The organism is Rhodoferax koreense (genome assembly GCF_001955695.1).
GTDB classification, from domain to species: Bacteria; Pseudomonadota; Gammaproteobacteria; order Burkholderiales; family Burkholderiaceae_C; genus Rhodoferax_B; species Rhodoferax_B koreensis.
Genome location: NZ_CP019236.1, coordinates 1,884,892 through 1,905,049 on the forward strand (window position 1 = coordinate 1,884,892; position 20,158 = coordinate 1,905,049).

Annotated in this window: 15 protein-coding genes; 12 read left to right on the forward strand and 3 right to left on the reverse strand. The window is 66.8% G+C overall.

Going from position 1 to position 20,158, the window contains the following annotated elements:
- Positions 1 to 11: 11 nt before the first annotated feature.
- The 7 genes from cobN to RD110_RS27810 all read left to right on the forward strand — a co-directional run bounded on the left by cobN (position 12) and on the right by RD110_RS27810 (position 7,551).
- The gene (gene cobN, locus RD110_RS08895) at positions 12 to 3,842 is read left to right on the forward strand and encodes a cobaltochelatase subunit CobN (protein ID WP_076198673.1); all 3,831 of its coding nucleotides are present in this window, start codon (positions 12 to 14) and stop codon (positions 3,840 to 3,842) included.
- A complete protein-coding gene (locus RD110_RS08900; protein ID WP_076198675.1) occupies positions 3,839 to 4,918 on the forward strand; it encodes a magnesium chelatase ATPase subunit I in 1,080 nt (359 codons plus the stop codon). Before cobN ends, RD110_RS08900 begins: the two co-directional genes overlap by 4 nt.
- 149 nt (positions 4,919 to 5,067) lie before the next feature.
- On the forward strand, positions 5,068 to 5,619 hold the full coding sequence (locus RD110_RS08905) for a VWA domain-containing protein (RefSeq protein ID WP_239467203.1): 552 nt from the start codon (positions 5,068 to 5,070) through the stop codon (positions 5,617 to 5,619).
- A gap of 122 nt (positions 5,620 to 5,741) precedes the next feature.
- A complete protein-coding gene (locus tag RD110_RS08910; RefSeq protein ID WP_076198677.1) occupies positions 5,742 to 5,927 on the forward strand; it encodes a CbtB domain-containing protein in 186 nt (61 codons plus the stop codon).
- A 12-nt stretch (positions 5,928 to 5,939) separates the two neighbouring features.
- A complete protein-coding gene (locus tag RD110_RS08915) occupies positions 5,940 to 6,710 on the forward strand; it encodes a CbtA family protein (RefSeq protein WP_076198679.1) in 771 nt (256 codons plus the stop codon).
- A 141-nt stretch (positions 6,711 to 6,851) separates the two neighbouring features.
- The gene (locus RD110_RS08920) at positions 6,852 to 7,076 is read left to right on the forward strand and encodes a hypothetical protein (protein WP_076198681.1); all 225 of its coding nucleotides are present in this window, start codon (positions 6,852 to 6,854) and stop codon (positions 7,074 to 7,076) included.
- A 121-nt stretch (positions 7,077 to 7,197) separates the two neighbouring features.
- Complete coding sequence (locus tag RD110_RS27810; RefSeq protein ID WP_162277353.1) at positions 7,198 to 7,551, forward strand: hypothetical protein; 354 nt, start codon at positions 7,198 to 7,200, stop codon at positions 7,549 to 7,551.
- Positions 7,552 to 7,571: 20 nt separating this feature from the next.
- On the opposite strand, the gene fusA is transcribed toward RD110_RS27810, so the two are convergent.
- Both fusA and RD110_RS08935 read right to left on the reverse strand, forming a co-directional pair.
- Positions 7,572 to 9,674, reverse strand: a complete 2,103-nt coding sequence (gene fusA, locus RD110_RS08930; RefSeq protein WP_076198685.1) for an elongation factor G — start codon at positions 9,672 to 9,674, stop codon at positions 7,572 to 7,574.
- Between the two features lie 204 nt (positions 9,675 to 9,878).
- A complete protein-coding gene (locus tag RD110_RS08935; RefSeq protein WP_076198687.1) occupies positions 9,879 to 10,442 on the reverse strand; it encodes a C40 family peptidase in 564 nt (187 codons plus the stop codon).
- 308 nt (positions 10,443 to 10,750) lie between these two features.
- Between RD110_RS08935 and RD110_RS08940 the strand changes: the two genes are divergently transcribed.
- Positions 10,751 to 11,842: a PQQ-dependent sugar dehydrogenase gene (locus tag RD110_RS08940; protein ID WP_239467273.1), complete on the forward strand. Its 1,092-nt coding sequence runs from the start codon at positions 10,751 to 10,753 to the stop codon at positions 11,840 to 11,842.
- Positions 11,843 to 11,852: 10 nt separating this feature from the next.
- Here the strand turns inward: RD110_RS08940 and RD110_RS08945 are convergent, their stop codons facing one another.
- Positions 11,853 to 12,713 carry an Ivy family c-type lysozyme inhibitor gene (locus tag RD110_RS08945; RefSeq protein WP_083686169.1) on the reverse strand — a complete coding sequence of 287 codons (861 nt, stop codon included), beginning with the start codon at positions 12,711 to 12,713 and terminating at the stop codon, positions 11,853 to 11,855.
- A 319-nt stretch (positions 12,714 to 13,032) separates the two neighbouring features.
- Here RD110_RS08945 and RD110_RS08950 point away from each other — a divergent pair, with 319 nt between their 5' ends.
- The 4 genes from RD110_RS08950 (at position 13,033) to odhB (ending at position 20,149) form a co-directional block, all read left to right on the forward strand.
- Entirely contained in the window at positions 13,033 to 13,635 is a 603-nt protein-coding gene (locus RD110_RS08950; protein ID WP_076198691.1) for an isochorismatase family protein, read from the forward strand.
- A gap of 104 nt (positions 13,636 to 13,739) precedes the next feature.
- On the forward strand, positions 13,740 to 15,680 hold the full coding sequence (locus RD110_RS08955; protein WP_076198693.1) for a propionate--CoA ligase: 1,941 nt from the start codon (positions 13,740 to 13,742) through the stop codon (positions 15,678 to 15,680).
- Positions 15,681 to 15,904: 224 nt separating this feature from the next.
- The gene (locus tag RD110_RS08960; protein WP_076198695.1) at positions 15,905 to 18,772 is read left to right on the forward strand and encodes a 2-oxoglutarate dehydrogenase E1 component; all 2,868 of its coding nucleotides are present in this window, start codon (positions 15,905 to 15,907) and stop codon (positions 18,770 to 18,772) included.
- A gap of 99 nt (positions 18,773 to 18,871) precedes the next feature.
- Positions 18,872 to 20,149: a 2-oxoglutarate dehydrogenase complex dihydrolipoyllysine-residue succinyltransferase gene (gene odhB / locus RD110_RS08965; RefSeq protein ID WP_076198697.1), complete on the forward strand. Its 1,278-nt coding sequence runs from the start codon at positions 18,872 to 18,874 to the stop codon at positions 20,147 to 20,149.
- Positions 20,150 to 20,158: the final 9 nt, after the last annotated feature.

Consider the following 20,158-nt stretch of genomic DNA (forward strand, 5'->3'; position numbering starts at 1 on the left):
CGCGCGCATCCATGCACCTGCTGAGTACCCGCCCCGGCGGCTTCGTCGAGGACGATGCCGTGGTCGCGCGGCTGGACCAGACGCCGGGCGAGATCGTGGTGCTGAGCTCGGCCGACACCACGCTGGCCCTGCTGTCGTCCGCGCGCGAGGCGCTGGCCGCGAGCGATCCGTCCTATCCCGCGCTGCGGCTGGTGAACCTGCTGTTCCTGCGCCAGCCGGCCTCGCTCGACCTGTACATCGACGAGGTGCTGCGCCACGCGAAGGTGGTGATCGTCGATCATCTGGGTGCCGACACCGCCTGGCCCTACGGCATCCAGGAAATCGGCGCGCTCGCGCGCAGGAGCGGGCAGCGGCTGGCCATGTTTTCCGGCGACCTGCAGGAAGACGAGAACCTGCTCGGCCAGGGCACGCTGTCGCGCGCGGTGAGCCGGCAGCTGTGGCAGTACCTGCGCGCCGGCGGCAAGGTCAACGCGCTGCAGTTCCTTCGCGCGGCGGCGTACCACGGCCTGGACCGGGGCCCGGCGCCGCTGCCGCCGCGCGTTTTGCCGCCGGTGGCGCTGCACGTTCCTTGGGGTGAAACAGCAGACGCCGCAGCGGTGGTCGGCATCGACGACCTGCGGCGTGGCTGGCATGACGGTGCGCCGGTCGCAGCCATCGTGTTCTACCGGTCGCACCTGCTGTCGGGCAATACCGCGGTGTTCGATGCGCTGGCGCAGGCGCTGCATGCGGAGGGCGTGAATGCCTTGCCGGTGGCGCTGGATTCCCTGAAGGATCCGCTGTGCCTGTCCACGTTCCGCGGCCTGTGCCGCGAGCACGGCGTGCAGCTGGTGCTCAACACCACGGCCTTCGCGGCTTTGGGTCATGGTGTTGCGGGCATTGACGGCTGGCAGCCGCTGGCCGGCGACGCGCCGGTGCTGCAGGTGATCGTCAGCGGCGGCAACCGCGACGACTGGCTGGCCGACAGCCAGGGCCTGCTGCCGCGCGACATCGCCATGCAGATCGTGCTGCCCGAGATGGATGGCCGCATCGTGAGCCGCGCCATCAGCTTCAAGGGCCTGGCCTACCGCTGCGAATTGACGCAGACCGACGTCGTCGCCTACCAGGGCGAACCGGACCGCGTGGCCTTCGTCGCGGCGCTCGCGCGGCGCTGGTGCCGGTTGCGCAGCCTGCCGGCCGCCGAGAAACGGGTCGCGCTGGTGCTGGCCAACTACCCGGGCAGCGAGGGCCGCATCGGCAGCGGCGTGGGGCTGGATACACCGGCGTCCGTGGTCGGCATCCTGCGGCGCCTGGCCGCCGAGGGTTATGCCATGGGCGATGCCGCGGCCTGGCCCGCCGATGGCGATGCGTTGATGCAGAAGCTGCAGCAAGGTATTGCCAACGACCCGTCCCAGTGGCCGCAACGCCCGGCGTGGCAGAGTTATGCGTTGGCCGACTACAGGATGCGGCTGGCCGCGTTGCCCGAAGGCATGGCCGCCGCCATCGACGCGCGCTGGGGTGCACCCGAGGCCGACCCGATGCTGCGACAGGGCCGCTTCATGATCGCCGGCCTGCGCCTGGGCCAGGTGTTCGTCGGCATCCAGCCGTCGCGCAGCTTGGCCGGCGACGGTGTCGCCGACTACGCGAGCTACCACGACGCCGAACAGGTGCCGCCGCACAGTTACCTGGCCTTCTATTTCTGGCTGCGCGACGTGTTCGCCATCGACGCCGTGGTGCATGTGGGCAAACACGGCAACCTCGAATGGCTGCCAGGCAAGAGCCTGGCCCTGTCGGCGGCGTGCTGGCCCGATGCCATCCTCGGCCCGCTGCCCAACATCTATCCCTTCATCGTCAACGACCCGGGCGAGGGCGCGCAGGCCAAGCGGCGCACGCAGGCCGTCATCATCGACCACCTGATGCCGCCGCTCACGCGCGCGGAAAACCATGGCCCGCTGCAGGACCTGGAGCGCCAGGTGGACGAGTACTACGACGCGCTGCTCGTCGATGCGCGCCGGGCCAAGCTGCTGCGGACCCAGATCCTTGCGGCCGTGCGGCAGCAGCGGCTGGCCGACGAGATCGACCTGCCGACCGGAGCCCCCACCGACGACGACAGCGTGCTGGCGCGTGTCGACGCCTACCTGTGCGCGCTGAAGGAAACCCAGATCCGTGATGGCCTGCACGTCTTCGGCGCCTCGCCGCTGGGCCGGCAGCGCCGCGACACGCTGCTGGCGCTGGCGCGTTATCCCGCGCTCGATGGCCGCGGCGCGAATGCGAGCCTGTTGGCCGCGCTGGCGCAGGATCTGCTGGCGGACGCCACTTTCGATCCACTGGACATCGATCCCGTGGCACCCTGGACCGGCGCACGGCCCGAAATACTCAAAAATGTGAGCGCCACCCGTTGGCGCCACCAGGGCGACACGCGTGAAAGGCTTGAAATTCTGGCCCAGCAGTTGCTGGATGACAATGCGCCGTCCGTCGCCGCGCTGCCGGCCACGGCCGCGGTGATGGCGCGCATTCACGCCACGCTCGCCCCCGCGCTCGACGCGTGTGGCCCGGCCGAAGGGCAGCGCCTGATGGATGCGCTCGCGGGGCGTTTCGTCCCGCCGGGCCCGAGCGGTTCGCCCTCGCGCGGCCGGCCCGACGTGTTGCCCACAGGCCGCAATTTCTACACCATCGACACCCGCGCCATTCCTACGCCCACGGCCTGGACGCTCGGCATGAAGTCGGCCGAGCGCCTGGTCGAACGGCACCTGCAGGACCATGGCGACTATCCCAGCTCGATCGGCCTGTCGGTGTGGGGGACCTCCACCATGCGCACCGGCGGCGACGACCTGGCACAGGCCTTCGCGCTGATCGGCGTGCGGCCCAGGTGGGCCGCGGGCAGCCAGCGCGTGACCGATTTCGAGGTGCTGCCCATCGTCGGCCTGCACCGGCCGCGCATCGACGTGACGCTGCGCATCTCCGGCTTCTTCCGCGACGCGTTTCCCAGCGCGGTGCAGATGTTCGACGCCGCCGTGCAGGCCGTGGCCGCGCAGGACGACGAGGACGCCGAGCACAACCCGATCCGCGCGCGCGTGCTGCGTGAGGCCGAAGCCCTGCGCGCGGCAGGCATGGAGGCGGAGCAGGCGCGCACGCAGGCCGGCTGGCGCGTGTTCGGCTCCGCGCCGGGGCATTACGGCGCGGGCCTGCATGCGCTGTTCCAGAGCGGGGGCTGGCAGGACGACGCCGACTTGAGCGAAGCCTATGTCGGCGCGGGCGCCTATGCCTACGGCTCGGGCAGCGACGGCGTGCCAGCCCGCGCCGCGCTGTCGCGCCGGCTCGCAGCGATGGACGCCGTGGCGCAGAACCAGGACAGCCGCGAACACGACCTGCTCGACTCCAACGACTACTACCAGTTCCAGGGCGGCATGGCGGCTGCCGTGCGGCATCTGAGCGGCACGCAGCCGGCCATGTACCACGGCGACCACGGCAACCCCGCGTCGCCGCAGATCCGCACGTTGAAAGAAGAAATCGCGCGCGTGGTGCGCAGCCGCGTGGTCAACCCGAAGTGGATCGACGGTGTGAAGCGCCACGGCTACAAGGGCGCCTTCGAGATGGCGGCCACGGTGGACTACCTGTTCGGCTTCGACGCCACGGCGCGTGTCGTGGGCGACCACCAGTATGCGATGGTCGCCGACGCCTATGTGCTCGATGCAGCGACCCGCGATTTCGTTCAGAAACACAATCCGCGCGCGCTGCAGGACATGTTGGGCCGCCTGCTCGAAGCCATGGCGCGCGGCATGTGGCAGGCGCCGGGGGATTACCAAACCAAACTCGAAGATCTGTTGCTCGAACACGAACAACACATGGAAGGAAGCCCAGGATGACCATCCTCGAAGTCCAGGGCCTGCCGTCGCAGTTCCCGTTCACGGCCATCGCCGGCCAGCCTGCCTTGAGCGAAGCGCTGCTGCTGGCCGCCGCCGATCCGGCGCTCGGCGGTGTGCTGGTCGAAGGTCCGCGCGGCACGGCCAAGTCGACGGCGGCACGTGCGCTGGCCGAATTGCTCGGCGGCGCGCCCTTCGTCACCTTGCCGCTGAGCGCCAGCCTGGCGCAGTTGGTGGGCACGCTCGATCTCGGCGCTGCGCTCGAAGGCCACGCGCTGAAATTCTCTCCCGGATTGCTCGCGCGGGCGCACGGCGGCGTGCTGTACGTGGACGAGGTGAACCTGCTGCCCGACGGCCTGGTCGATGTGCTGCTCGACGCGGCCGCCAGCGGCGTGAACGTGGTGGAGCGCGACGGTTTTTCGCAGGCGCATGCCGCGCGTTTCGTGCTCGTCGGCACCATGAACCAGGAGGAGGGCGACTTGCGGCCGCAACTGCTGGATCGTTTTGGCCTGTTCGTGCGCCTGCAGAACCTGAACGAACCCGCCGAGCGCCAGGCCGTGGTGCGCGCCCGGTTGGCCTTCGATGCCGATCCCCAGGGTTTTCGCGCGCGCCATGCCGATGCCCAGGCCGATCTGCAGCAGCGCCTGCGCACTGCCCGCGCCGTGCTCGGCGACCCGGAGGCGTTGGCCATCGACGACGCCGTGCACGAGATGGTCAGCGCCTTGTGCATCGCCGCTGGCGTGGACGGCCTGCGCGCCGACCTGGTGATGTTGCGTGCGGCCCGTGCCTTGGCCGCGCTCGAAGATGCGGCCGCCGTCACGGCAGCGCACGTGCAGCGTGTTGCCGAACTCGTGCTCGCGCATCGGCGGGGTGCGCAGGCCCAGGCGCAAAAGGCGGCGACGCATGCGCAGCCGAGTCAGGGTCTGTTGTCAGGACAAACCGGCGAGTCCGCGTCGACAGCGCAAGACGAAGCCGACTGGGGCGCCTTGCCGCCGCAACCCGTGGGTGTGGACCGCGTGAAGCCGCTGCGCCCGCTGCTTTCGGCGCTGCCGGCGCAGGCCAGCGCAAAAAAAGCCTGAGCCCTGCGCCGCTGCCGGCCGGGTCGAACCGGCGCGGCGCGGGGCAGGGCGCAAACACTGCAGTCGGCGAGGGCCGCGAAACACGCCAGCGCTCGCTGGCGTCCAGCGTCGACTGGCCCGCCACGTTCGCGGCACGCGGTGCAGCACCCTTGCGACCCGGCCACCTGCGGCATCGCCCCGAACCCCCGGCCGACGCCGAACTGCACTGTTTCCTGCTCGATTGCTCGGCTTCGATGCGCAGCAGTGGCGCCCTGGCGCGCGCCAAGGGTCTGCTGCTGCACCTGTTCGATGAAGCCTATCGCCGGCGCCACCATGTGGCCCTGCTGTGTTTCGCGGGCGGTGCCGTGGAACTGCGCCTGGCACCGCGCCGCGCAGCGGCCTGGAACGAAGCCTGGATCGCGCCGATCGCGGGTGGCGGCGGCACGCCGCTGACGCTGGGGGTGGCCGCCGCCGAGCGTCTGCTGCGCCGCGCCCGCGCCCGCGCCGGCCGCCGCTCGCTGTGGCTGCTCACCGACGGCCGCAGCACCGAGCAGCCAGCGCCGCCGGCCGCGGCGGACGCGTTGCATGTGATCGATTTTGAATCCGCGCGGGTGCCGCTGGCGCGCGCGGCACGACTCGCAGCCGATTGGGGCGCGGCTTATTTGCGTGATGCGGATATCCGGAACGAGACAGCCGGCGGCGGCCGGGCGGTTGAAGCGTGACGGGGGCGCGATATCATGCGCGCAGCCACGTCCGCCGCGCCGTCTCGGCGGCGCGTCCGGATCGCCAATCCGCCTGTTCCCATTCCCGTTTTCAACCATCTTTCGATTGAAAGGACTTCGCCATGACGACACCGCCTCTTGCTCCCAGCCGACCACGGGTGGTCACCACCAGCAGCGTGCTGATGCAGCTCGCCGGCGCAGCCGGCCTCGGCCTGGTACTGCTCTATGGCGTGGCTTTTGCTGACAGCCCGGTGCTGCACAATGCCGCGCACGACGTGCGCCACGTCACCGTCAAACCCTGCCATTGAGAGGACGACGCGATGTTGTTCCAACGTCTGATCTGGTGTGCCCTGGCCGTGGCGGTATTGCTCGGCAGCGCACAGAGCGTGTTACAGCGCTTCCAGACCGTCCCGATCATTTTGGCGGCCGAAGTCTTCGAAGGTGAAAAGGTCGAGCCCGTGCAGGCCACGGCGCATGAACACGAAGCGGCACACGAACACGGCGCCGAGGAATGGGCGCCGGCCGAAGGCCTGGAGCGCACCGGCTGGACCTGGGTGGCCAACGTGTTGCACGCGTTCAGCATGGCCCTGCTGGCACTCGCGGCCATGGGGCTGTGGACCTACCGACGCGGCGCGAACACAGGCGCGTTCAAACTGGCCTTCGCGGTGGCCGCCTCGGGCTGGCTGAGCCTGCATTTCTGGCCATCGCTGGGCCTGCATGCCGAAGTGCCGGGCATGGATGCGGCTGCGCTCGGCGCGCGCCAGGGCTGGTGGGTGCTGGCGGCGGCGTGCGCGGCGCTGGCCTGCGGCATCACTGCCTTCGCCACGCGGGTGTGGCGCTTCGTCGCAGCCGTGGCCTTTCTCGCGCTGCCGTTCCTGGTCGGCGCGCCGCAGCACACGGGCGACGCGCTGGCGGGTTTCAGCGGCGCGGCGCACGCGCAACTCGAGGAACTCGGTCGCCAATTCATCTGGGCCACGACCTGGCTGTCTCTGTCGTTCTGGGCGCTGATGGGGCTGTTGTGCGCCGTGGTCTATGCGCGCTGGCTCAAGCCGGTGCTGGCCGCACCGCAGTTGGAGGCCACTGTCGCCTGATCCGGGCCGAATGCATGCGAGGGCCGCCGCAGCGATGGGGCGGCCTTTTCTTTGGTGGGTGTGGAATTGGAAATCTCCTACAGCGTGCGGCTCGTAGCCTTGTTACATTGAGGCATTGCCCACCATGCGAGGAGTGCCCACATGCCGATCGATCCCACCCCGGAAGGTCAGGAGATCCTGCACCAGAACAAGGACGCGAGTTTTCCGCCGGAGGCGACGGTCGACGCGCATCTGAAGCCTGAACTCGATGCCGAGGACATCAGCCACCGGCCCCCCCTGCCGACCGATGTGCCGGAGATGGCGGCCGACATTGAGGACGAAGACGACGACCCCGTGGTCGACACTGGCCCCGGCATCGACAAATAGGCCCTGCCGCCGGGCGCTGTAAGACTGCGCCGACGCGTGGATGGCCCATCCGCCGAATGGTCAGTGGGGGCGGCACGTTCAGACTGCGTTCATGTTCCCTGAAACTGAACGGAGTCCAGCGATGTCCCGTGTTGCACTTCGGTGCCGCTTGGCCGGTGCCATTTCGGGCGAACGCCCGCGGCCCGCATTGGGTGCGGCTGATTACCTGGCACTGCTGAACCGGCGGCTGCGGGCGCATCCAATGTATCTGGATGGGATGGCGTTTCCCGTGGCGTCGGATGAGGCGATGGAAGAGGACGGGGAACGCTCGGCGCTGGTCGCCATGGTGCAAGACACGCGCTGGGACGGTTTCGGTGTCTTCGCGTCCGTGATCGAGGAAGTCCGGTGCGACTTCGAATTGGCCGCACCATTGCAGAACCAGGCGCCAGCGCCTCGCCGAATCCAGAGGCGGCGGCTGCAACCGGCCCTGCGCTAGGGCCAGCCGCAGCCGGGTCGTCAGCTCTTGCCGCGCACGATGGCCTGCACCACGTCCGCCGGCGCTTCGGCGTAGTGCTTGAACTCCATCGTGTACGAGGCCCGGCCTTGGCTCAACGAGCGCAGGGTGGTCGAATAGCCGAACATCTCCGACAGCGGCACCTCGGCCTGCACCAGCTTGCCACTGCCGCCCGGCATGTCGTCCATGCCCTGCACCATGCCGCGCCTTGTCGCCAGGTCGCCCATCACGTTGCCGGTGAAGTCCTCCGGTGTCTCCACCTCGACGGCCATCATCGGCTCCAGCAGCACCGGCTTGGCGCGCTTCATGGCTTCCTTGAAAGCCAGCGAGCCGGCCATGCGGAACGCGTTCTCGTTCGAGTCCACGTCGTGGTAGGAGCCGAACACCAGCGTGGCCTTCACGTCCACCACCGGGTATCCCGCAAGCACACCGGCCTTCAGGCTTTCCTGGATGCCCTTGTCCACCGCCGGGATGTACTCGCGCGGCACGACGCCACCCTTGATGGCGTCGACGAACTCGTAGCCCTTGCCCTGTTCCGACGGTTCGAGGTTGATCACCGCATGCCCGTACTGGCCTCGGCCCCCCGACTGCTTGATGAACTTGCCTTCGACATCGGTCACGGCCTGCTTGATGGTCTCGCGGTAGGCCACCTGCGGCCGGCCCACGGTGGCTTCGACGCCGAACTCGCGACGCATGCGGTCCACGAGGATCTCCAGATGCAGCTCGCCCATGCCGGCGATGATGGTCTGGCCGGATTCCTCGTCGGTGCGCACGCGGAACGACGGGTCTTCCTGCGCCAGTCGATTGAGCGCAATCCCCATCTTTTCCTGGTCGGCCTTCGTCTTCGGCTCTACGGCCTGCGAGATCACGGGCTCGGGGAACACCATCTTCTCCAGCATGATGATTTGGTCAGTGGCCGACAGCGTGTCGCCTGTGGTCACGTCCTTCAGGCCCACGGCCGCAGCGATGTCGCCGGCGAACACTTCCTTGATCTCCGCGCGGGTGTTGGCATGCATCTGCAGGATGCGGCCCAGCCGCTCCTTGCGCTGCTTGCCGGGGATGTAGACCGTGTCGCCGGTCTTCACCACGCCCGAATAGACGCGGAAGAAGGTCAGTTGGCCGACGAAGGGGTCGGTCATGATCTTGAAGGCGAGCGCGGAGAACGGCTCCTCGTCGGAAGGATGGCGTTCAGCCTCGGCGTCGTCTTCCGTGTGGCCCAGGATGGCCGGCACGTCGAGCGGCGAAGGCATGTAGTCGACGACCGCGTCGAGCAGGGCCTGCACGCCGCGGTTCTTGAACGCGCTGCCGCAGAACATGGGCACGATCTCGCCGGCCACGGTGCGCTGGCGGATGGCGGTCTTGATTTCCTGCTCGGTCAGCGGCGTACCGGCCAGGTATTTGTCCAGCAGTTCCTCGCTGGCCTCGGCGGCGGCCTCGACCATCTTGTCGTGCCAGACTTTCGCCGTTGCCTGCAGTTCGGCCGGGATGTCCTGGTATTCGAACTTCACGCCCTGGCTGGCGTCGTCCCACCAGATCGCCTTCATCTTCACGAGGTCGACCACGCCGTGGAAGTTCTCCTCGGCGCCCACGGGGATCTGCAGCGGCACGGCCACGCCTTTCAGGCGGTCGCCGATCTGCTTCTGCACACGGAAGAAGTCGGCGCCCACGCGGTCCATCTTGTTGACGAACGCGAGGCGCGGCACCTTGTACTTGTTGGCCTGGCGCCAGACGGTTTCGGACTGCGGCTGCACGCCGCCCACGGCGTCATACACCATGACGGCGCCGTCGAGCACGCGCATGGAGCGTTCGACCTCGATCGTGAAGTCCACGTGGCCGGGGGTATCGATGATGTTGATGCGGTGTTCCGGATAGTTGCCGGCCATGCCCTTCCAGAACGCCGTGGTGGCGGCGGAGGTGATGGTGATGCCGCGTTCCTGCTCCTGCTCCATCCAGTCCATGGTGGCGGCCCCATCGTGCACTTCGCCAATCTTGTGATTGACACCGGTGTAGAACAGGATGCGTTCGGTGGTGGTGGTCTTGCCAGCGTCGATGTGGGCGCTGATGCCGATGTTGCGGTATCTTTCGATGGGTGTTTTGCGTGACATATTGAAGCCTCCTTGGGGCCTCCCCAACTTTGAGGCCAAACAGCACAAAGTCAAGCACGGCGACAGGCTATCGAGGCCATTGGCGCTGGCTAACGCAAATCCGGGAGTTTTGGGATAGGCATGCGCGGGTAGGGCGAACGCTGGCAGGCGCCTGCGCGCACCCATGAAAAAAGCGCCCCGAGGGCGCTTGTTCTGCTGGTTCTTTCAAGGCGCCGAGGCTTGAGGCTCTCGGCTGCCTTCGATGACGCGCCGCGCCCCGTCGAAGCGGCGCTGCCAGTACGACTGACGCATGTCCTCCACGCGCACCTCGGAGCCACTGCGGGGTGCGTGGATGAACTTGCCGTCGCCGACATAGATGCCGACGTGGCTGAAAGCGCGACGCATGGTGTTGAAGAACACCAGGTCACCAGGCTGCAGGTCGTTCTTGTCGATGCGGTCGGTGGCGGCCGCCTGTTCCTTGGCGCGGCGCGGCAGCACCATGCCCACGGTCTGTTCGTACATGGCGCGCACGAAGCCGCTGCAATCGAACCCGGACTCGGCGGAGTTTCCGCCGCGCTTGTAGGGAACGCCCAGGAAGCCCATGGCGTTGCTCACCAGGTCGGTCGCCTTGTCGCTGACCGACTGGCGGACCTGTTCGAGCTGGCCGAAGGTCTGCGTCAACAAACCGCGGTCGGCGAGGATCTTGTCGATTTCATCTTGGGTGGGAAGCGCTGGTGAGGCGTGGGCCGTGGAGCAGACGAGAAGAAGAGCAGCTAGCCATTTGGTCATCGCGCTGAGGTTACGTAGATTCTTCTGAGAAGTCAAATCCAAAATCTCCTGTAAGTCATTGATTCATAATGATTACTTTCAAGTTTTTTGTAACTTGTTTACTTGTCTGGCAGGATTTCGCACCTTTTCGGGGCCTGCCGGCCTGCCGAGCATTGAACAAAAGATGTACGCAAGAACGGCGCCAAATCCTACATGCACCGGTGTCTTTACGTCGACTCGACCGGCGGGAGCGTTCGACTCAGAATGCCGGGATGATGCAAAAACCGATGGCGCGCGCCGCCCTGATTTCCGTCTTGCTGCTGTCCACGATGGCCGTCGGCCGTGCCCAGGCCGTGCGCCCGGAAGTGGTGGCCGACGGCCTGCAGAACCCCTGGGCGGTGGCATTTCTGCCGGAAGGGCGCTTCCTGGTCACCGAGCGGCCCGGCCGCATGCGCGTGATCGAGGCCGATGGCCGTGTGGCGCCGGCACTGACCGGCCTGCCGACGATCGCCGCCGGCGGTCAAGGGGGCTTGCTCGACGTGATGCTCGACAGCGGCTTCGCGAATAACCGCACCCTCTATTTCTGTTTTTCCGAACCAGCGGCCGACGGTATGGGCAACAGCACGGCGCTGGCCAGCGCGCGGCTCTCGGCGAGCCGCGACGCGCTGGAGAACGTACGCGTCATCTTCAGCCAGAAACCCAAGGTGCAGAGCAGCGCCCATTTCGGCTGCCGCATCGTCGAGAGTCGGCAGGAGGGCAAGGCCGACGGCCTGTTGTTCCTGACGCTCGGCGAACGTTTTTCGCGCAAGGAAGATGCGCAGAAACTCGACAACCACCATGGCAAGGTCGTGCGCATCGGCAAGGACGGTGGTGTGCCGAAGGACAACCCCTTCGTCGGCCGTGCCGGCGCGCTGCCCGAAATCTGGAGTTACGGCCACCGCAACTCTCAAGGCGCCACTCTCGCGCCGGACGGGACGTTCTGGATGCACGAGCACGGGCCGCAAGGCGGCGACGAGATCAACCTCCCGCAGCCTGGGCGGAACCATGGCTGGCCGGTCGTGACTTTCGGCGAGAACTACGGCGGCGGCAAGATTGGCGAGGGGCTTACCGCCAAGGCCGGCATGGAGCCGCCGCTGCACTACTGGGTGCCGTCGATCGCGCCTTCAGGCATGGCATTCCTCACAAGCGACCGATACGGCGCAGCCTGGCGCGGCAACCTTTTCGTCGGTTCATTGAAGTTCGGCTACCTCGACCGCATCGAACTCAGCCAGCCGTTCAAGGGCAAGGTGGTGCGCGAACACAAGCTGCTTGCCGAGGGCGGCTCGCGCATCCGCGACGTGCGCCAGGGTCCGGACGGGTTGCTGTATGTGCTGACCGATGAAGCGAATGGCCGCTTGCTGCGGCTGCAGCCAGGCTCTTGAAGCCGGCGGGCTATTTGCGCCGCCACTCCGTGGCCCAGATTCTGTCGAGCGCGGCCGCGACGACCGGCGGAGGCTCGCCGACCAGCGTCGACTTACCGTCCTGTACGACCTTGCCGAACACGGCGACCTGTTCGGAGGCGATGTTCGTGCCGTACAGCAGCACGCTGTTGTGGTCGGCGCAGTCATGGGGTTTGCAGACCGCGACCAGCGTGTAGTCCACACCTTCGAGCCGCACCTGCCGTGTCGGCGGGCGCGGGCCTTCCAGGCGGGCCAGCCAGCGCTCCTTGGCCAGCGGCCCCAGCGCGCGCAGGTGGGCCGCACGGAACTGCGGATCGAGCAGCATCTTTTCCGCGTCACTGACCGGCTCGTCCTGTGCGGGGACCGACGGCGTGGCGCGTGCGGTGGGCTGCGTGAGCGGGTCTTCGCAGCGCCGATAGCGCGGATTGGTGACCGTCTTGCCCAGCTCGGCCTGAACCAGCTTGTCCCCGAGCACGCTGATGTAGGGTCCGCGCCTGTCCACGAACACGATGAAATCGAGCGCGCCGCCGTTCGGGGCCCGGCTCATCAAGCCGACGCGGAATTGGGGCGGCGCTGTCTTGCCATAGTAGACATAGGCGGACTGGGGCTGGCGGCCGGTCATGCGCTTGCCGGCGTGCTGCACCACCAGCGCATCGGGCAGCACGCGCAGGCGCGGTGCTTCCAGTTTGTCGCAGGCGCTGGAGTAGACGCCGCCGTATTGCCTGAGCAGATCCGGCTTGAGCCGCTCCTGCGCCTGGCTGGATCCGACACATGCCGCCAAGCTGGCTGATAAAAGAAACGAAGCGGGCGGAAACCAGCCGCGCCGCTGGCATTTGTCCAGCAACGGATGCATTGTCTTGTCTCCTTCATCGTTATTTGCGCCGGTCGCGAGCCTGTCCGACGCCAATTTGGCCGAATGTAGCGCAGTGGCGATGAAAGAAGAAAAAAGCGAGCCGCTCGGGGCTCGCTCTGGGGTTTGGCGTCGGTGGCGCCACGGGCACTGGCGCTTTGCTCGCCGGGGGTGATCGCCCCGGCACCGACATGTTTCGAATGTAGCTTTGGCAAATGAAAGGTCAATGACAGGGCTGCCAACTATGTCCGCTTTTCGGCGAATCGCTGGGGCTGCGGTTTAATCCGGGTTCGTTCTTTCGTACCGCTTTGCAAGGAATTTCATGCTGCTCGACGCCTCGGCCTCCCAACTCGTGCTGGTGGATTACCAGTTACGCCTGATGCCCGCCATCTTCGAAGGGCCGGCCGTGCTGGCCAACGCCCAGCGCCTGGCGCAGATCGCGAAGCTGCTCGGCGTACCGGTGTGGGGCACGGAGCAGAACCCGTCCAGGCTCGGCGAAAACGACCCGGTCCTGCGCGGCCTGTGCCGCAAGACGCTGTCCAAGATGCATTTCAGCGGCGTCGAGGAGGGCCTGGGCGAATGGCTGCGGCCGCCGGCCAAGGCGCCGCAGGGCAACGCGCGCAGCCTGCCCAAGCACTTGCAGAAGGCCGCGGCCGAGGCCGAAGAGCCGGGCAGCATCGTCATCGCCGGTTGCGAGGCCCATGTCTGCCTGCTGCAGACCGCACTCGACCTGCTGGAGGACGAGTTCGACGTCTGCGTGGTCACCGACGCCTGCGGCTCGCGCACCGAGCGCAACCGCGACGCCGCTTTCGACCGCCTCGCCGGCGCCGGTGCCGAACTGGTGACCACCGAGATGGTCGCTTTCGAGTGGCTGCGCACCGCCGAGCACGCGCAGTTCAAGGCCGTGCACGCGCTGATCAAGTAATCCGGGCGGATGGGCGGTCGCGTCAGGTTCACGCAAACCTGGCTGCGCATGATGGGCGCACAAGCCGGCACCGAACGCAAGCCGGCATCACGGAGACAAGCCCCATGCCTTCCTCGACCTATGCCGACTTCTACCGCCGCTCCATCGACGACCGTGACGCCTTCTGGGCCGAGCAGGCCGCGCTGATCGACTGGCAGACGCCGCCACAGCAGATCTGCGACAACAGCCGGCCGCCGTTCGTGCGCTGGTTTCCCGGCGCCACCACCAACCTTTGCCACAACGCCGTGGACCGGCACGTGCCCAAGCGGGGCGAGTCGGCGGCGCTGATCCACGTCTCCAGCGAAACCGGCAGCGAACGTATCTACAGCTTCAACGAACTGCATCGCGAGGTGCAGCGCATGGCGGCGATCCTGCTCTCGCTGGGTGTGCGCAAGGGCGACCGCGTGCTGATCTACATGCCGATGCTGGCCGAGGCCGCGTTCGCCATGCTGGCCTGCACCCGCATCGGCGCGATCCATTCGGTGGTCTTCGGCGGCTTCGCGGCTGTTTCGCTGGCCTCGCGCATCGAGGATGCGGAGCCGCGCGTCGTGGTCAGCGCCGATGCCGGCATGCGTGGCGGCAAGGTCGTGGCGTACAAGCCGCTGCTCGACGAGGCCATCCGGCACAGCCGGCACCAGCCAGAAAGCGTGCTGCTGGTCGATCGGCAGCTTGCGCCGCTGGCGCTGGTCGAGGGACGGGACCACCTGTACGCGCCGCTGCGCATGCAATACCTCGATGCCGAGGTCGCTTGCGAATGGGTGGATGCCACCCACACCAGCTACACGCTCTACACCAGTGGCACCACCGGCAAACCGAAGGGTGTGCAGCGCGATACCGGTGGTTATGCCGTGGCCCTGGCGGCCAGCATGCGCCACATCTTCGAGGGACAGCCCGGCGAAACCTATTTCTCGACCAGCGATATCGGCTGGGTCGTCGGCCACAGCTACATCGTCTACGGCCCGCTGATCGCCGGCATGGCGACGCTGATGTACGAGGGACTGCCGGTGCGGGGCATGGACGGCGAGCCCGATCCTTCGATCTGGTGGAAGCTCGTCGAAAAGTACAAGGTCACCCGCATGTTCTCGGCACCGACGGCGGTGCGGGTGCTGAAGAAGTACGACGCGGCCCATCTGCGGCAACACGACATCTCCAGCCTGAAAGCGCTGTACCTCGCCGGCGAGCCGCTGGACGAGCCGACCGCGCGCTGGATCAGCGAAGGCCTGGGCGTGCCCATCATCGACAACTACTGGCAGACCGAAAGCGGCTGGCCGATCCTCACGATCGCCAATGGCGTGGAGCGCAAGCCCAGCCGGTTCGGCAGTCCGGGCGTGCCGATGTACGGCTACAACGTCAAGCTGCTCGATGAGAACACCGGCGCCGAATTGACCGGGCCGAACCAGAAGGGCGTGCTCGTGATCGAAGGGCCGCTGCCGCCGGGTTGCCTGCAGACCGTGTGGCGCGACGACGCGCGTTTCGTGCAGACCTACTGGTCGTCGGTGCCGGGCCGGCAGGTCTACAGCACCTTCGACTGGGGCATCCGGGACGCCGACGGCTATTTCTTCATCCTCGGTCGCTCCGACGACGTGATCAACGTCGCCGGCCACCGGCTGGGCACGCGCGAGATCGAGGAATGCATCTCCGGCCATGCCCAGGTCGCCGAAGTCGCCGTGCTCGGCGTGGCCGACGCGCTCAAGGGCCAGGTGGCGGTGGCCTTCGCCGTACCCAGGGATGCCGCCACGGTGGCCGACGAGGCATTGCGCCTGCGGCTCGAGGGCGAGATCATGAAGCGGGTCGACGCGGAGCTGGGCGCCGTGGCCCGGCCCGCGCGGGTGTTTTTCGTCGGTCTGCTGCCCAAGACACGCAGCGGCAAATTGCTGCGCCGCGCCATGCAGGCCGTCTGCGAGGGGCGGGATGCCGGCGACCTTTCCACGCTCGACGACCCGACGGCGCTCGTGCAGATCCGCCAGGCCATGCAGGCGGGCAAACCCATTTCGGCTGCGGGGTAACCCTAGGCCGGCGGCTCCCGCCACGCCCGGGTTTGGGCGTACAGTCAACTCCCCGTCACATAGCCGCCGGATAGTGACGCTGCATTCGGTGCGATAATGCCGGGTGTACTCGGCCCTTCCTGCCACAGTCGCATCCGCCAATCGGTCCAGCCGTGTCGCGGAAGGTTAATTAACAAGCTTTAACCAGCTAATGTTTCCCCAAGGGAAACGGAGGTCAGCGGAATATGAGTGAGACTTCTTCGGTCTACAGCGCCTATCAGGGCAATACCTATCTCTTCGGCGGCAATGCGCCCTATGTCGAAGAGCTCTACGAAAACTACCTGAGCAATCCCGGTAGCGTGCCCGACAACTGGCGCGACTATTTCGACGCGCTGCAAAACGTGCCCGCCGTCGACGGCAGCAATGCCAAGGACGTGCCGCACCTGCCCGTCGTCAACGCCTTCGCCGAGCGCGCCAAGCAGGGCCAGACCAAGGTCATCGTCGCCAGCGCCGACTCCGAGATGGGCCGCAAGCGCACCGCCGTGCAGCAGCTGATCGCGGCCTACCGCAATGTCGGCGTTCGCTGGGCCGACCTCGATCCGCTCAAGCGCACCGAGCGCGAACAGATTCCCGAGCTCGAAGCTTCGTTCTACGGCTTCACCGACGCCGACCAGGAAACCGTGTTCAACACCAGCAACACGTTCTTCGGCAAGGAAACCATGTCGCTGCGCGACCTGATGAACGCGCTGCGCGAGACTTACTGCGGCACCATCGGCGCCGAATACATGTACATCAGCGACCAGAACAAGAAGCGCTGGTGGCAGCAAAAGCTCGAAGGCATTCGCAGCAAGCCCAATTTCTCCAAGGAAAAGAAGCTCCACATCCTCGACCGCCTGACCGCGGCCGAAGGTCTGGAGCGTTTCCTGCACACCAAGTATGTCGGCCAGAAGCGTTTCTCGCTCGAAGGCGGCGAAAGCTTCATCGCCTCGATGGACGAACTGATCCAGATGGGCGGCGAGAAGGGCGTGCAGGAAATCGTCATCGGCATGGCCCACCGCGGCCGCCTGAACGTGCTGGTCAACTCGCTGGGCAAGGTGCCGGCCGACCTGTTCGCCGAGTTCGACCATACGGCGCCGGAAGACCTGCCTTCGGGCGACGTGAAGTACCACCAGGGCTTCAGTTCCGATGTGTCCACCCCCGGCGGCCCGGTGCATCTGTCGCTGGCCTTCAACCCGTCCCACCTGGAAATCGTGAACCCGGTCGTCGAAGGTTCGGTGCGCGCCCGCATGGACCGCCGCGGCGATCCGCTGGGCAAGCAGGTGCTGCCGGTGCTGGTGCACGGCGACGCCGCCTTCGCCGGCCAGGGCGTCGTGATGGAAACCCTGGCGCTGGCCGAGACCCGTGGCTACTACACGGGCGGCACGGTGCACATCGTGATCAACAACCAGATCGGCTTCACCACCAGCGATCCGCGCGACAGCCGCTCCACGCTGTACTGTTCCGACGTCGTGAAGATGATCGAAGCCCCGGTGCTGCACGTCAACGGCGACGACCCGGAAGCCGTCGTGCTGGCCACGCAGATCGCGCTCGACTACCGCATGGAATTCCACAAGGACGTGGTCGTCGACATCATCTGCTTCCGCAAGCTCGGCCACAACGAGCAGGACACGCCTGCGCTGACCCAGCCGCTGATGTACAAGAAGATCGCCAAGCACCCCGGCACGCGCAAGCTGTACGCCGACAAGCTGGCGGCGCAGGGTTATGGCGAGACGCTGGGCGACGACATGGTCAAGTCGCTGCGCGCCGCGCTCGACGCCGGCAAGAACACCTTCGACCCGGTGTTGACCAATTTCAAGAGCAAGTTCGCGGTCGACTGGTCGCCCTACCTCGGCAAGAAGTGGACCGATGCCGGCGACACGGCGATCCCGATGGCCGAGTGGAAGCGCCTGGCCGAAAAAATCACCACCATCCCGGCCAGCGTCACCCCGCACCAGTTGGTCAAGAAGGTGTACGACGACCGCGCCGCCATGGGCCGCGGCGACATTCCGGTCGATTGGGGCATGGGTGAGCACATGGCCTTCGCCTCGCTGGTGGCCAGCGGCTACCCGGTGCGCCTGTCGGGCGAAGACTGCGGCCGCGGCACCTTCACGCACCGCCACGCCGTCATCCACGACCAGAACCGCGAGAAGTTCGACGAAGGCACCTACACGCCGCTGCAGAACGTGGCCGAGAACCAGGCACCGTTCACCGTCATCGACTCGATCCTGTCCGAAGAAGCCGTGCTCGCCTACGAATACGGCTACGCGTCGAACGACCCCAACACCTTCGTGATCTGGGAAGCGCAGTTCGGCGACTTCGCCAACGGCGCCCAGGTCGTGATCGACCAGTTCATCGCCTCGGGCGAAGTGAAGTGGGGTCGCGTCAACGGCATCACGCTGATGCTGCCGCACGGCTACGAAGGCCAGGGCCCGGAACACTCTTCGGCCCGCCTGGAGCGCTTCATGCAGCTCAGCGCCGACACCAACATGCAGGTGGTGCAGCCCACCACGGCCAGCCAGATCTTCCACCTGCTGCGCCGGCAGATGGTGCGCAACCTGCGCAAGCCGCTGATCATCATGACGCCGAAGTCGCTGCTGCGCGCCAAGGATGCCGCGTCGCCGCTGTCCGAGTTCACCAAGGGTGGCTTCCAGACCGTCATCCCCGAGAGCAAGGACCTCAAGGCCGACAAGGTCAAGCGCATCGTCGCCTGCTCGGGCAAGGTGTATTACGACCTGGCCCGCAAGCGCGAGGAAAAGGGCATCGACGACGTGGTGCTGCTGCGCGTGGAACAGCTCTATCCGTTCCCGCACAAGGCTTTTGCGGCCGAGCTCAAGAAGTATCCGAACGCCACCGAAGTCGTGTGGTGCCAGGACGAGCCGCAGAACCAGGGCGCATGGTTCTTCGTGCAGCACTACCTGCACGAGAACATGAGCGAAGGACAACGGTTGGGTTATTCCGGCCGTGCCGCCTCCGCTTCCCCGGCAGCCGGTTATTCGCACCTGCACCAGGAGCAGCAGAAGGCGCTGGTGGATGGCGCGTTCGGCAAACTCAAGGGTTTCGTCCTCACCAAATAAGCAGCTTGGCCGCGGCGCCGCAAGCCGTGGCTCTTGAACGCCGGGGCCGTGCTGGCCCCGCGCGCGCATCCCCCGCAAAAGAAAAATTGGAGTATTGAAATGGCCATCGTAGAAGTCAAAGTCCCACAGCTGTCCGAGTCCGTCGAAGAAGCGACGATGCTGCAGTGGAAAAAGAAAGTCGGAGACGCCGTCGCCGTCGATGAAATCCTGATCGAAATCGAAACCGACAAGGTGGTGCTGGAAGTGCCGGCACCGTCGGCCGGCGTGATCACCGAGCTCACCGTGGGCGATGGCGCCACCGTCAAGGCCGATCAGCTGATCGCCAAGATCGACACCGAAGCCAAGGCCGGCGCCGCCGCACCGGCACCTTCCGCCGCACCGGCCGCAGCCCCCGCCGTGGCCGCAGCACCTGCGCCCGCACCGGCCGCCACCGGCGGTTCGATGGCCGGCGTCGCCATGCCGGCCGCCGCCAAGCTGATGGCCGACAACAACCTCGCCAGCGGCTCCGTGGCCGGCTCGGGCAAGGACGGCCGCGTGACCAAGGGTGACGTGCTCGGCGCCGTGGCCTCCGGCGCTGCCGCGCCCGCACCGGCCGCCAAGGCCGCTGCGGCCATTCCCACCGGCGTGCCGACCAAGTCGCTGCCGCAGGTGGCGACCCTGGCCCCTGACCTGGGCGACCGCCCCGAACAACGCGTGCCGATGAGCCGCCTGCGCGCGCGCGTGGCCGAACGCCTGCTGCAATCGCAGTCCACCAACGCCATCCTCACCACGTTCAACGAAATCAACATGGCCCCGGTCATGGAAATGCGCAAGCGCATGCAGGAGCGTTTCGAGAAGGAACACGGCACCAAGCTGGGCTTCATGAGCTTCTTCGTCAAGGCTGCCGTGCATGCGCTGAAGAAGTTCCCGGTGCTCAATGCCAGCGTGGACGGCAACGACATCGTCTACCACGGCTACTTCGACATCGGTATCGCCGTCGGCTCGCCACGCGGCCTGGTGGTGCCGATCCTGCGCAATGCCGACCAGATGAGTTTTGCCGACATCGAGAAGAAGATCGCCGAATACGGCCAGAAGGCCAAGGACGGCAAGCTGGGCATCGAAGAGATGACCGGCGGTACCTTCTCCATCTCCAACGGCGGCACCTTCGGCTCGATGCTGTCCACGCCGATCATCAACCCGCCGCAGTCCGCGATCCTGGGCATCCACGCCACCAAGGACCGCGCCGTCGTCGAGAACGGCCAAGTCGTGGTGCGCCCGATGAACTACTTCGCCATGAGCTACGACCACCGCATCATCGACGGCCGCGAAGCTGTCCTGGGCCTCGTCGCCATGAAGGAAGCGCTCGAAGATCCAGCACGTCTGCTGTTTGACATCTAAAAGGAATCC